This window comes from Lentzea sokolovensis (assembly GCF_033949975.1).
In the GTDB taxonomy this organism is placed as follows: Bacteria; Actinomycetota; Actinomycetes; order Mycobacteriales; family Pseudonocardiaceae; genus Lentzea; species Lentzea sokolovensis.
In genome coordinates this window covers 134,662-147,379 of sequence record NZ_JAXAVU010000018.1, presented here as the reverse complement: position 1 = coordinate 147,379, position 12,718 = coordinate 134,662, and the positions used below count along the sequence as shown (strand labels likewise).

General features: G+C 67.7%; 16 protein-coding genes. 11 read left to right on the top strand and 5 right to left on the bottom strand.

Features of this window, described 5'->3' with window-relative positions; genetic code table 11:
• The 6 genes from SK854_RS46125 to SK854_RS46100 are packed head-to-tail and all read left to right on the top strand — an operon-like array spanning position 1 to position 5,783.
• Positions 1-1,197, top strand: a complete 1,197-nt coding sequence (locus SK854_RS46125; RefSeq protein ID WP_319981541.1) for an acetyl-CoA C-acetyltransferase — start codon at positions 1-3, stop codon at positions 1,195-1,197.
• Positions 1,197-1,955: an SDR family NAD(P)-dependent oxidoreductase gene (locus SK854_RS46120; RefSeq protein WP_319981540.1), complete on the top strand. Its 759-nt coding sequence runs from the start codon at positions 1,197-1,199 to the stop codon at positions 1,953-1,955. Before SK854_RS46125 ends, SK854_RS46120 begins: the two co-directional genes overlap by 1 nt.
• 14 nt (positions 1,956-1,969) lie before the next feature.
• Positions 1,970-3,103 carry a hypothetical protein gene (locus tag SK854_RS46115; RefSeq protein ID WP_319981539.1) on the top strand — a complete coding sequence of 378 codons (1,134 nt, stop codon included), beginning with the start codon at positions 1,970-1,972 and terminating at the stop codon, positions 3,101-3,103.
• Positions 3,100-4,524 carry a vWA domain-containing protein gene (locus tag SK854_RS46110; protein ID WP_319981538.1) on the top strand — a complete coding sequence of 475 codons (1,425 nt, stop codon included), beginning with the start codon at positions 3,100-3,102 and terminating at the stop codon, positions 4,522-4,524. Before SK854_RS46115 ends, SK854_RS46110 begins: the two co-directional genes overlap by 4 nt.
• Positions 4,511-5,218: a hypothetical protein gene (locus SK854_RS46105; RefSeq protein ID WP_319981537.1), complete on the top strand. Its 708-nt coding sequence runs from the start codon at positions 4,511-4,513 to the stop codon at positions 5,216-5,218. The genes SK854_RS46110 and SK854_RS46105 overlap by 14 nt, the downstream gene beginning before the upstream one ends.
• Before the next feature lie 22 nt (positions 5,219-5,240).
• A complete protein-coding gene (locus tag SK854_RS46100) occupies positions 5,241-5,783 on the top strand; it encodes a 3'-5' exonuclease (protein WP_319981536.1) in 543 nt (180 codons plus the stop codon).
• 2 nt (positions 5,784-5,785) lie between these two features.
• Here the strand turns inward: SK854_RS46100 and SK854_RS46095 are convergent, their stop codons facing one another.
• A complete protein-coding gene (locus SK854_RS46095; protein ID WP_319981535.1) occupies positions 5,786-6,043 on the bottom strand; it encodes a hypothetical protein in 258 nt (85 codons plus the stop codon).
• A gap of 98 nt (positions 6,044-6,141) precedes the next feature.
• On the opposite strand from SK854_RS46095, the gene SK854_RS46090 reads away from it, so the two are divergent.
• Positions 6,142-6,930 carry a helix-turn-helix domain-containing protein gene (locus SK854_RS46090; RefSeq protein WP_319981534.1) on the top strand — a complete coding sequence of 263 codons (789 nt, stop codon included), beginning with the start codon at positions 6,142-6,144 and terminating at the stop codon, positions 6,928-6,930.
• A gap of 8 nt (positions 6,931-6,938) precedes the next feature.
• A complete protein-coding gene (locus tag SK854_RS46085; RefSeq protein ID WP_319981533.1) occupies positions 6,939-7,127 on the top strand; it encodes a DUF397 domain-containing protein in 189 nt (62 codons plus the stop codon).
• Here SK854_RS46085 and SK854_RS46080 read toward each other — a convergent pair.
• Positions 7,117-8,172: a DUF2855 family protein gene (locus SK854_RS46080; RefSeq protein WP_319981532.1), complete on the bottom strand. Its 1,056-nt coding sequence runs from the start codon at positions 8,170-8,172 to the stop codon at positions 7,117-7,119. The genes SK854_RS46085 and SK854_RS46080 overlap by 11 nt on opposite strands.
• Positions 8,173-8,210: 38 nt before the next feature.
• Between SK854_RS46080 and SK854_RS46075 the strand changes: the two genes are divergently transcribed.
• Positions 8,211-8,786 (top strand): TetR/AcrR family transcriptional regulator, encoded by a 576-nt coding sequence (locus tag SK854_RS46075; protein ID WP_319981531.1) that lies wholly within the window; start codon positions 8,211-8,213, stop codon positions 8,784-8,786.
• On the opposite strand, the gene SK854_RS46070 is transcribed toward SK854_RS46075, so the two are convergent.
• Positions 8,767-9,219, bottom strand: coding sequence for a MaoC family dehydratase (locus tag SK854_RS46070; protein ID WP_319981530.1), 453 nt, complete (start codon positions 9,217-9,219; stop codon positions 8,767-8,769). The two genes, SK854_RS46075 and SK854_RS46070, sit on opposite strands and share 20 nt — an antisense overlap.
• Positions 9,220-9,230: 11 nt before the next feature.
• The gene (locus SK854_RS46065; protein WP_319981529.1) at positions 9,231-9,983 is read right to left on the bottom strand and encodes an SDR family oxidoreductase; all 753 of its coding nucleotides are present in this window, start codon (positions 9,981-9,983) and stop codon (positions 9,231-9,233) included.
• Positions 9,984-10,113: 130 nt separating this feature from the next.
• On the opposite strand from SK854_RS46065, the gene SK854_RS46060 reads away from it, so the two are divergent.
• Together SK854_RS46060 and SK854_RS46055 are read left to right on the top strand one after the other, a co-directional pair.
• On the top strand, positions 10,114-10,914 hold the full coding sequence (locus SK854_RS46060; protein WP_319981528.1) for an SDR family NAD(P)-dependent oxidoreductase: 801 nt from the start codon (positions 10,114-10,116) through the stop codon (positions 10,912-10,914).
• A gap of 2 nt (positions 10,915-10,916) precedes the next feature.
• Positions 10,917-11,888: a quinone oxidoreductase family protein gene (locus tag SK854_RS46055; protein WP_319981527.1), complete on the top strand. Its 972-nt coding sequence runs from the start codon at positions 10,917-10,919 to the stop codon at positions 11,886-11,888.
• Positions 11,889-12,224: 336 nt separating this feature from the next.
• Here the strand turns inward: SK854_RS46055 and SK854_RS46050 are convergent, their stop codons facing one another.
• Positions 12,225-12,686: a DUF6319 family protein gene (locus tag SK854_RS46050; protein WP_245983645.1), complete on the bottom strand. Its 462-nt coding sequence runs from the start codon at positions 12,684-12,686 to the stop codon at positions 12,225-12,227.
• Positions 12,687-12,718: the final 32 nt, after the last annotated feature.

Sequence of the window (12,718 nt, the reverse complement as noted above, 5' to 3'; positions counted from 1 at the left end):
ATGGCTGAAGCAGTCATCGTCTCCACCGCCCGGTCGCCGATCGGCCGTGCTCGCAAGGGTTCCCTGGTCTCGCTGCGCCCGGACGACCTGGCCACGCAGGTGATCTCCGCCGCGCTGGGCGACATTCCGGCGTCCGAGATCACCGACCTGCACCTCGGGTGTGCCGAGCCGCAGGACGAGCACGGCCAGAACATCGCGCGCCGCGTGGCCGTGCAACTCGGCTACGACAACCTGCCGGGCACGACCGTCAACCGGTTCTGCGCGTCTTCGGTGCAGACCGCGCGGATGGCCTTCCACGCCATCAAGGCGGGAGAGGGCCACGGGTTCATCTCGGCCGGCGTCGAGTGCGTCTCGCGGTACATGCACGCGGGCGCGCCGTCGTTCAACCCGCTGTTCGCCGATGCGCAGCAGCGGACCCTGGACACGGCCGCGTCGAACGCGGCGTGGACCGACCCGCGGCTCAACGGCGCACTGCCCGACTACTACATCTCGATGGGCCAGACGGCCGAGAACGTCGCCACGCAGATGGGCATCACGCGGCACGACCAGGACGAGTTCGGCGTGCGGTCGCAGAACCTCGCGGAGAAGGCGATCGCGGACGGGTTCTTCGCCCGCGAGATCACGCCGGTGACTCTGCCTGACGGAACCGTTGTGTCGACTGACGACGGACCGCGTTCCGGCGTTACCTACGAGGCTGTGTCGGCGCTGAAGCCGTCCTTCCGGCCCGAAGGCACGATCACGGCCGGCAACTGCTGTCCGCTCAACGACGGCGCGGCCGCTGTCGTGATCATGAGTGACGTGCGGGCACGTGAACTGGGCCTGACCCCGTTGGCGCGCATCGTGTCCACGGGCGTCTCCGGCTTGTCGCCGGAGATCATGGGCCTCGGGCCGGTCGACGCCACGAAGCAGGCACTGGGCCACGCCGGTCTGTCCATTTCGGACATCGACCTGGTCGAGATCAACGAGGCCTTCGCCGTCCAGGTGCTCGGTTCACAGCGCGCACTGGGCATCGACATCGACAGGCTCAACGTGCACGGCGGCGCGATCGCGCTGGGCCACCCGTTCGGCTCGACCGGTGCGCGGATCATGACGACGCTGATCAACGGCATGCAGGCCCGAGACGCCCAGTTCGGCCTGGAGACGATGTGCGTCGGCGGCGGCCAGGGCATGGCGATCATCCTGGAAAGGCTTTCGTAGTGGGAATCCTCGACAAGTTCCGCCTCGACGGGAAGGTCGCGATCGTCACCGGCGCGTCCTCGGGTCTCGGCGTCGCGTTCGCCAAGGGGCTCGCGGAGGCCGGCGCGGACGTCGTTCTCGCGGCTCGTCGCGCGGACAAGCTGAAGGACACGGCCGCTCTGGTCGAGGCCACCGGCCGGCGCGCGCTGGTCGTGCAGGCCGACGTGTCGCAGCCCGACGACTGCCGTGAGGTCGCGCGGCAGGCGGCGGAGTTCGGCACCGTGGCGGTGCTCGTGAACAACGCCGGTGTCGCGTCGGCGGTGCCGGCCTCGCGGGAGACGCCGGAGCAGTTTCTCAGCGTCATGGACGTGAACCTCAACGGTGCCTACTGGATGGCCCAGGCGGCCGCGGCCGTCATGACGTCCGGTGGCTCGATCATCAACATCTCCAGCGTGCTCGGCCTCGTGACCGGCGGTATTCCCCAGGCCGCGTACTCGGCGTCGAAGGCCGGCCTGCTCGGCCTGACGCGGGACCTGGCGCAGCAGTGGACCGGCCGCAAGGGCATCCGCGTCAACGCGATCTGCCCCGGCTTCTTCGCCTCCGAGATGACCGACCAGTACCCGCCGGGCTACCTGGAGAAGATCCAGGCGACGCTGCCATCCGGGCGAATCGGTGACCCGGAGGAGCTCGCTTCCGCCGTTGTCTTCCTGGCCTCACCGGCGGGCGGTTACGTTACCGGGGAGACGCTCGTCGTCGACGGTGGTGCCGTGATCGTCTGACTCCAGGGGGAGCCGTGCGGGAGCCCGAGTTCAAGGTTGTCGACCCGCGAAGACGGTTCCTGCTGTGGTTCGTCCCGCCGCTGGCGGTGTTCGTGACCGGGCTGGTGGTGCTGCTCGTTTCGGGGCACATCACCGGCCCGTTCCGTTCTGTCACGGTGGTGCGGGCGCTGTTCGCCTCCAAGCGCGACTTCTTCCAGGACGAGCAGGTCAAGCGCATCCTGATGGCGCGCGGCTACCAGGTGCACGTGACGCCGATCGGCTCCCGCGACCTCGCGGACAAACCCGACCTCGACTCGTACCACTTCGTGTTCCCGTCGGGGCACGTGGCGAACGAGCACGTGAAGAAGCGCCGGGCGGGCAAACACGTGGTGCCGTACCGGCCGTTCTTCACCCCGGTCGTGCTCGCCACGTTCCGCGAGTACGCCGAGGCGCTGAAGCTGGCGGGTGTCGCGACGCCGTACGACACCGGCGAGAAACCCCTCTACTACGACCTCGACATGGCCGGGTTCAAGAACCTGTCCGCGGACCCGTCGAAGGACCAGTGGAGCGACCTGGGCCTGAGCAACGGCAACAAGGTGCTCGCGCAGTCGCCCGACCCGTGCAAGGCCTATTCGGGCGCGACGCTCGTCGGCTTCTTCGCGACCGCCTTCGGCGACGATCCGCCGCAGACCTTGGAAGCCGCGGAAGAACTGGCGCGGAAGGTCAAGCCGTACGTCGACGCGCAGGGCCAGGCCGGCGAGGACATGGCGCCGAAGTACTTCGTGCCGGAGGGCCGCACGCACGCCGTCATCGCGGTGATCTACGAGCACCAGTACATCGCATATCAGTTGCGGCAGAAGAACATTGACACCGAACGTGTGCTGCTCTACCCGGAGAAGCAGCACCAGAGCACGCCTGAGCTGATCTCGTTCACGCCGGAGGGCGACCGGATCGGCGAGCTGATGATGAACGACCCGGAACTGCGCAAGCGCGCGGTCGAGCTGGGTTTCCACTCGCTGAGCTGGAACGGGGAGTCCGCCGACGACTTCGGCACCTACATCGCGGGCCGTGGCCTGCCGAAGCCACCGGCCGGTGAGGCGGGCAGGGTGCAGCTGCCCAAGGCGGAGCTCTTCGAGCGCATGCTCGACGTCGTCGGCGACTGCAAATGAGAGCGCTGGCAGCGGTACTGCTGCTGGTGCTGGCCGCGTGCACGCCGAGCACACCCGAGGTCCGGTTGAAGATGCTGGCGAGCACCGAACTGGCCGACCTCGGTCCTGTGCTGACAGAGCTGAGGAAGGCCACCGGGGTCGAGTTGACGGTGGAGCACCGCGGCACGGTCGAGGCCAGCAGGTCGCTCGCGGGCTTCGACCTGGCGTGGTTGTCCACCACCAGGTTCCTGCGGTTGCGGGGTGCCGAACCCGAGCTGGCGTCGAGCGTCATGACGTCCCCGGTGGTGCTCGGCGTGAAGCGCGGCAGCCGGGCGGTGCTGGGCGAGCGGCCGACGTGGGCGGACGTCGCCGACCGGGCCGCGCTGGGCCAGTTCCGGTACGGCATGGCCGATCCGCGGGTGTCCGGTGGCGGGATGGCCGCGTTGATCGGTGTCGCGACGGCGGCCGCGGGCACTGGAGCGCCGCTGCGACCCGAGGACGTGAGCTGCGACCGCCTGCAGGGGTTCCTCGCGGGGCGCGCGTTCGACGTGCCGGATCCCGTGGACGAGTTCGCTCGGCGGTCCGATGTGGACGGACTGGTCGCGCACGAGTCCGAGTTGTTGTCCTTGAACGCTTCCGGGCGTCTGGCGGAACCGTTGGAGATCGTCTACCCGCGTGACGGCATCGTGCTGTCGGACTACCCGCTGATGCTCGTCGAGCCCGCGCACCGGGCCGCCTACGACCGGGTCGTGGAATGGCTTCGGTCGCCGGACGCGCAGCGGATGATCGCCGAACGCACCTGGCGCCGGCCGGTCGAACCCTCCGTGGTGCGCAACGAGAAGCTGCGCGCGGACCTCGGCACCGCGCTGTACTTCCCGAACAGCTCCGAGGTGATCGACCGGCTGCTGCTGTTCCACGACCGCGCGGGCGAAGGCCGTCAGGTGATCTTCGTGCTGGACTACTCGACGTCCATGCGGGGCCCGCGGCTCGCCGGGCTGCGGGAGGCGTTCGCGTCCCTCAACGGGTTCGACCGCTTCTACGTCGGCGAGACGGTCACGATCGTCCGGTTCGCGGGCACCGTGCTGGAGGAGCGTTCGATCACCGTGCGCGGGAAGCAGGACCTCGACGCGCTGCTGGCCGTCGTCGCGTCCGACGACCTGCGGGACAACACGGCGATCTGGGCCGCGCTGGACCACGCGCTCCGGCTGGCCCGCGGGGAGACGGCGGTCGTGCTGATGACCGACGGGGAGAACAACGCGGGGCCGTCGGTGAACGAGTTCCTGAGGGTCGGGCGAGGGGAAGTACCGGTGTTCCCGATCCGGTTCGGCGAGGCCTCGACGGCGGAACTGGACCGGGTGGCGCAGGCGAGCGGTGGCCGTCTCGTGGAGGCCGGCGCGAAGTCGTTGCTGGAGGCGGTGAGAGAGATCCGTGGATGTCGATAGAGCTTTGTGGTGGTCGGTCTCGTGGGGCTGGATCCTGCTGTGGGGCGCGACGCTGATCGCGTTGGTCGTGGTCGTCGCTCTCGGGTGGCGGTGGCTGCGGCGCCGTGAACCGGAACCCGAGGTGCCGGGCCTGCTGTTCTACGTGCACGGCCAGCGCATGATCAACCTGTGCAAGGTCGGCCGGTACGACGACGCGGTCACCCGGCAGTTCGTCAAGCAGATCACCGTCACCAAGAACGGCAAGCTGCAGGTCGGTCCCAGCGAGTTCGGCATCGGCGTGGACGGCTCGGTGGTCTCGCAGAACACCGACACCTACGAGAAACCGGCCACGGAGATCGACGTCATCGGCGTCGTGCTGGCGGGCCTGCGCGCGGGCCACGGCGTGGTCGACGTCGACCTGACGACGCGGACCATCACGGCCGACGAGTCGTGGCGGCGAGGAAAAGCCAGGCGCCTCAACGACATCCGCGACTACGTGTCGCTGCACGGCCGGTTCGAGGTCGGCGACGGCGACGGCGCGGCGGTGCTGATCGCGCCCGTGGGCGAGCATCGGGTGCGGGTGGAGTGCGATCGGGCGAGCCTGCGCGACACGTTGCCACCGGGCCAGTTCAACGCGCGATGCCTCGGCAAGGTCCAGTCGTGGAACGCGGCGACCGGCGAGATCGTGGTGCTGCCGGTCGTCGTATTCCAGTAGACGCGTGAGGGACGATCAGCGCGTGATTGCGTTGGATGAAGTGCTCGTGGCCGACGTGGAGTCGACGTGCTGGGAGGGAACGCCGCCCGCCGGTGAGATCTCGGAGATCATCGAGATCGGGATCTGCCCGATCGAGGTGGCCACCGGGAAACGAGGCGAGCGGCGGTCGATCCTGGTGCGGCCCTCCCGCTCGTCCGTGAGTCCCTTCTGCACTCAACTCACCACCCTCACCCAGGCCGACGTGAACGAGGGCCTCCCGTTCGCCGAGGCCTGCGCGGTGCTGCGCAAGGAGTTCCGCTCCGACCGCCGGGTGTGGGCGTCGTACGGCGACTACGACCGCAAGATGTTCGAACGGCAGTGCGCCGACTTCGGCGTCCGCTATCCGTTCGGACCGCGGCACCTCAACGTCAAGACGCTCTTCGCTTTGACGCACGCGTTGCCGCGCGAGGTGGGCATGGCCGAGGCGGTGCGGCTGACAGGCCGGAAGATCGACGGCACGCACCACCGCGGCCACGACGACGCCTACAACATCGCGGGTCTGCTGGTCGGGCTGCTCCGGCGGTGAGATCACCTGTTCGGAGGATTCCAGTCGATCCCTACCGTGCAGACTCGGATGGCGTCCCGCCACACCGTGATGGCGAACGTGCCCGCGTCCGCTGACACTCGGGTGAGGTACTCCGTCGCACAGGCCATCGTGTAGTGGGACTTCCAGTCGGCTCCTTTCCTTATGTACCAACCATGATCTTCGACGGACTCGACGTAGGCGAGGGTGAGCCGGCCGTTCTGGCCGCGCCGGTGGTACTGGATGCTGTGGACGTACTCCATGCTGTGGACGGTCCTCAGCAGACTCCGTCAGCGTGATTCACGAATGTCAGATCTCGCCCGTAACGTTTGGGGTTATGACCGACCCAACGTTCCGGCAGGTGCGCCTCGGCGAGGCGTTGAGGAAGCTGCGCGAACGGGCCGGGATCAGTCAGCGTGAGGCGGCGTACCGGCTCCGCTACAACTATCAGAAGCTGAGCCGCATCGAGAACGGTCAGTTGCCGGAGTACCACGGTTTGCGGGCGATGCTCGACCTCTACGGCGTTCTGGTCTCCGAGGAGGCGCCCTTCATCGACATGTGGGAGCGCGCCAGCGAGAAGGGCTGGTGGCATCCCTACCGCGTCGCCGATCACGGTTACCTCAGCCTGGAGCACGACGCCACCCGACTGAGCACGTTCTCCCTCGGCTACATCCCCGGGCTCCTGCAGATCGAGAGCTACATGCGTGCGTTGTTCGCGGGATGGCAGGTCCAGCGCTCACGGAAATGGATCGAGAACCAGATCGCGGTTCGGACGCGGCGGCAGGAGCGGCTGGTCGCAGATGAAGGGCTCGAGTATCACGCGATCATCGCCGAGGCCGCTTTTCCTCTGGCTGACCGTGAGCAGTTGCTGCACATCAATGACATGGGGACGCGGCCCAACGTGAGGGTGCAGGTCCTGCCGTTCGCAGTGGGGTTGAACGACGGGTACACCGGATCGTTCCACCTGCTTGATTTCGCCTACCTCGCTGACATGACGGTGCTCTACGTCGAACATCCCGCGGGTGCCTCGCACGTGGAGGACAGCGAGCAGGTGAAGGCCAGTAAAGTGCTCTTCAAGCACCTCTCGAAGCTGGCGCTGGCGCCGAACGAGTCCGCCGATTGGATCGGGAGGTTGGCTGCTGAGAGGTAGGGATCGACTTGTCTGCTGTCTGGCGGAAGAGCAGCCGGAGCAACGCCGGCGACAACACGGAGTGTGTCGAGATCGCCGTGGACGGCTCCGTCGCGCGCATTCGTGACTCAAAAGGCTTGGCGGACGCCACTGTCGCGGCGCCCGCCTGGGGTTCGTTCCTCGCCATGGTCAAGGGCGAGGACCAGCTCAGAAGGTGATGACGTCGGCCGTGTTCGGGTTGGTCTTGCCCGCGAGCACCGATTGCCACACCTCGGCGAGCTCGTCCGGCCCGCTGTGCCGCACGACGCCGACCCAGTCGCCCGCCTGAGCGGTGAAGCCTCGCCACGCCTCGCCGAAGCGCTGAGCCAGACCGTCCGAGCCCCAGTCCGCTGTGCGCTTGCGCAGCTGGTCCGGGGCGAAGAAGAACTCGGAGCGCGCGTCCTGCGAGGCGGCCTGGTGGGTCAGGCCGATCGAGATGTCCTTCACCAGCGCGGAGCCGAGGCGGTCGTGCAGCGCCGAACGCACGTCGGCAGACCCGCTGAAGTCCAGGTACACGCTCGGTTCGACGTCCACCGAAGCGCTGTAGGGCAGCACGGTGTCGTAGAGGCCGAGGCTTTGGGTGAATTCCACGTTGCGCGGCGATGTCAGGCCCACGACCCGTACGCCCTGACTGCGAAGACACTGCGCGGTGCCGAACGCGGTCTTGCTGGAGGCCGAGGAGATCACGACGGTGCGAGCGCCGTGGAAGTCGTTGTCCACCAGCTGGTCGGCCAGCAGGAACGACGTGAGGAACAGTGGCCGGTACAGGACCTGGAGGTCTTCCAGCGACGCGTCGTAGGCGGGGTCCTGCGACGTCACGAGGTAGCTGTTGTAGACCGCGGGAAGGTCGGCGCGGTGGTCGGCGGTGTCGACGAAACCGGACGAGGTCAGCTTGGCGCGCGCGACGAAGTGGCTCGCCATCGGCAGGTAGCCGTAGACGCGGGTGCCGGCGGGCAGTGCGTCCACAGTGGACTCGACGACGTCGGCGAAGCCCCAGAGCGGGATCACGCCCTGGCCGGGGCCGCCGGCGGGGAAGAAGCGCCAGTAGCCGATGAGGTCGCCGATCACGCCGTACGTGACGTTGTTGGCGGTGAGACCGACGTGGCTCACCCGGAGCAGCACCTCGCAGTCGGACAGCTCGGGCGGCTCCGGCAGTTCGTCGTGCAGCACCTCGGTTTTGGTGAGGTCGTCGCGATCGACGACCACGGTCCAGCGAGTGGTCATTGCCTGGATTCTCCTAGCTCGGAAGGTACGCTCCGGTCGTGACCGTGCCTGAAAGACTGATCGACGCCGCCACCCGCCTGTTCGCGGACAAGGGGTACGAGCGGGTCGCCGTGCAGGAGATCGTGGAACACGCGGGCGTCACCAAAGGCGCCATGTACCACTACTTCGGGTCGAAGGACGACCTGCTGCACGAGATCTACGGGCGGTTGCTGCGCTTGCAGACCGAACACCTGGAGAAGATCGCGTCGAGCACCGGCCCGGTCGTCGAGCGCCTCCGCGAGGCCGCGATCGACGTGATCGTCACGAGCATCGAGGACTTCGACGCCGCCAAGGTGTTCTTCCGGTCCATGAACCACCTGTCCGCCGAGAAGCAGAAGGAAGTGCGGGCGGAACGGCGGCGCTACCACGAGAAGTTCCGCGGCCTGATCGAGGAGGGCCAGCAGGACGGGACGTTCCGCGACGACGTGCCCGCCGACGTCGCCACGTACTACTTCTTCGGGTCGTTGCACCAGCTCGGCACGTGGTACCGCCCGGACGGGGACATCCCGGCCGGGCGGCTGGCGGAGCACTACGCGGATCTGCTGATCCACAGCCTCACGGCACGATCACGCTGACGATCTCGGCGACGCACGCGGGCTTGTCGCTGCCCTCGATCTCGATGACGACCTTGGTCACGAGCTGCTTGCCCAGCGAGATGTCCGTGACGTCCAGCAGCTCGACCCCGCCGCGCACCCTGGCGCCGACCAGCACCGGCTGCGGGAAGCGGACCTTGTTGCTGCCGTAGTTCACGCCCATCTTGATGTTCTTGACGGTGTAGACGTCCCGCACCAGATACGGCACCAGCGACAACGTCAGGTAGCCGTGCGCGACCGGTCCGCCGAACGGGCCCTTCTTCGCCTTCTCGACGTCGACGTGGATCCACTGGTGATCCAGCGTCGCGTCGGCGAACAGGTTGACCTGCTCCTGCGTGACCTCGTGCCACTCGCCGAACCCGAGGTGCTCGCCCTTCGCGGCGACCAGCTCGTCGATGTTCTCGAAAGCGCGCATGGTGGGAGTCCTCAGTCCTTCGGTCCGCCGGCGACGTAGATGACCTGGCCGGACACGAACCCGGCACCCTCGCTCACGAGGAACGACGCGGTGTGCGCGATGTCCTCGGGCTGACCGACGCGCGCGACCGGGATCGCCTGCGCCGCACCGGTGAGGAAGTCCTCGAACGGGATCTTCATGCGCTCGGCCGTCGCCTTGGTCATCTCGGTGGCGATGAAGCCCGGCGCGATCGCGTTGACCGTGACGCCGAACTTGCCGAGCTCGATCGCGAGGGTCTTGGTGAAGCCCTGCAGACCGGCCTTGGCGGCGGAGTAGTTGGCCTGGCCGCGGTTGCCGAGAGCGGACGTGCTCGACAGGTTGACGATGCGGCCGAAGCCTTCCTTCGTCTGGAACGCCTGCACGGCCTTGCTCATCAGGAACGCGCCGCGCAGGTGCACGTTCATGACCGTGTCCCAGTCCGACGACGTCATCTTGAACAGCAGGTTGTCGCGCAGCACGCCGGCGTTGTTGATCAGCACGGTCGGCGCGCCGAGCTCCTCGGCGACCTTCGCGACGGCGGCGTTGACCTGCTCCTCGTCGGCGACGTCGACCTTGAGGCCGATGGCGCGCCCACCGCTCGCGACGATCTTGTCGGCGCCGTCCAGCACGCCCTGCTCGTCGAGGTCGAGCAACGCGACGGCCAGGCCGTCCGCGGCGAGACGCTGCGCGACCGCGGCGCCGATGCCACGAGCCGCGCCGGTGACGATCGCAACCCTGTCGGCCACGGGTCCTCCTTCGGTGAGGGGATGGTGAGCTAAGCAAGCGCTTAGTAACGTACCTATCAGTCCGCTTGACGTCCAGGTCTGTGCGGACGACCATACCGACTGGTCGGAATGTGGCAATTCGAGGAGGCAGATGCCCGTGGAACTCACCGGCAAGGTCGCGCTCATCACCGGCGGATCCAACGGCATCGGCGCCGCGTCCGCCCGGCGTCTGGCGTCGCTCGGCGTGCGCGTAGTCGTGGCTGATGTGGACGCCGACCAGGGCAAAGCCGTCGCCGATGAGATCGGCGGCGTGTTCGTGCGCTGCGACGTGACCCAGGCGTCGGACTCGGCTGAGGCTGTCGCACTCGCCGTGCGCGAGTTCGGCGGGCTCGACATCGCGTTCCTGAACGCCGGCATCGGCACCGGGTGCTCGCTGGGCGACGACTTCGACGTCGAGACGTACCGGCGGGCGATGGCCATCAACCTCGACGGCGTGGTCTACGGCGCGCACTACGCGTTGCCCGAGGTCCGCAAGCGTGGTGGCCAGATCATCGCCACGGCGTCTATGGCCGGCCTCATGGCGATGCCGGGCGACCCCGTCTACGGCGCGAACAAGGCTGCCGTCGTCGGTCTCGTGCGCTCGCTCGGCGGCGCCTACCCCGACGTGCGCATCAACGCGCTGTGCCCTGGCTTCGCCGACACCAACATCATCGTTCCGCTGCGCTCGACGCTGGACGAGATCGGCATGCCGATCATCCCGGTGTCCGCCGTGGTGGACGGTTTCATGTCCATCGTGGAGGGTTCCGGCACCGGCGAGGCCTGGTTCGTGCAGGCAGGTCGTCCGTCGGAGCCGTTCGGGTTCCGCAACCCGCCTGGACCTCGTGCCGCTGACGGCTCGCGCATCGAGGCCGCTCGCAAGGACCCCGTTTCCATCGCGCTTGAGGAGAACTGATCGTGCGTGCCATCCAGATCACCGAGTTCGGCGGGCCCGAGGTGCTCCAGCAGGTGGAGCTGCCCGACCCGGTCGCGGGCGAGGGCGAGGTGCTGATCAACGTTTCGCGTGCCGGGCTGAACTACGCCGACACGCATCAGGCCGAGAACTCGTACCTGGCGAAGATGTCGCTGCCGCTCGTTCCCGGCGGTGAGGTCGTGGGGACGACTGCGGATGGGCGTCGGGTTGTCGCTCTGACGAAGAACTCCGGCGGGTATGCGGAGAAGGCTGTCGCGCCTGCTCTCACCACCTTCGACGTTCCTGATGGTGTGGACGATCTGACCGCGCTGTCGTTGATCGTTCAGGGTGCTACCGCCTGGTTGTTGTTGCGCAAGTCGACTCACATGGAAGCCGGTGAGTCGGTCGTTGTGCACGCTGCTGCCGGTGGTGTGGGGACGATCGCCGTTCAGCTGGCCAAGTTGTGGGGGGCCGGGCGGGTCATCGCCACCGCTTCTTCTGATGACAAGCGGAAGTTGGCGTTGGATCTTGGGGCTGATGTTGCGATCGACTCGCGTGCCTCGGACATGACCGCTGCCTTGATCGAGGCCAACGAGGGGCGGCGGGTTGATGTCGTGCTCGACATGACTGGGGGAGCGGTCACTGATCAGTCGGTTGTGGCGTTGGGGCCTTTTGGGCGGCTTGCGTTTTATGGCATGGCCTCGCGAGAAAGGCCGAAGCCGGTTGACCTCGGGGCGTTGCTGGTGCACTCCACGGCCGTTGCGGGTATGTGGTTGCCGCACGCGTTGAGGGTTCGGGACGCGGAGCACGGGACCCTTGCTCATCGGGCCATGGCTGAGCTGTTCCAGCTTGTTGTGGATGGGAAGGTCCGGGCTGTTCCTGGTGGGGAGTACGGGATGGGGGAGGTTCGGCAGGCTCACGAGGACCTTCGGTCCCGGAAGACCCAGGGGAAGCTTGTGCTTGATCCGTCTCGCTAGTTTCGTTGGCTGTTCCCCGGCTTGCGGGCGGGGCGCGGCCTTGCGGGTGGTCACATTGCGGGCGGCGACCTTGCGTTGGGTGCTTTCCCTGAGGGCTCTGCCCCCAGACCCCCGGCAATCTGATCGGGGGGTGGCGCCGCCTGCGGGTTGATGGCACGCCTGTTGCTTTGGGCGGCTGCGCGTTGCTTAGAGGGTTGCGTCGCCCTGACCGCTCGGTAAGGACGGCTCGCCTTCGGCTTCGCGGTTGATCATGCGTTCGTGTCTGCTGGCGGGTATGCGAAAGGGCGGTCCGCGTGGTGCGGGCCGCCCTTCTGCGTCTTGCTGGGACTGCTGGTCTTACTCGGAGAGCTCGGCCAGCTGGGCCTTCACCCTCGCCAGCTCGGCCTCCAGCTCCTCCATGCGGGTGCGGTGCTGGTCGCGCGCCGCCTCCAGCACCGACTCGATGCCCTCCGCGATGTCCACGTGCAGTTCCTTGGCCGCCTTGGCGACGGCGATGGCCGGGATGACCAGGCCCGACACGACGCGCTGCGTGCCGTGGACCAGGTCGGCCTGCCATTCGCCCTCGGCGGTACCGGTCACCGTGAGCGTGAGCTCTACGGTGCGGGTCTTCTTCGCCGTGCTCTTCGGGCGGCCTGCCTTCGGCTTTTCCGCCTTGGGGGCTTCGACCTTGGGAGCCTCGGCCTTCGGCGCTTCAACCGGCTTCGGCGCCTCGGCCTTCTCGGCCACTGGGGCCGACGCCGGAGTCTCCTCCACGACGGTCTCCTCGACTGCCTGCACCTCGGTGAGCGTGTCCGACACGATCAGGTTTCCTCTCTCCGCAACGACGTGAC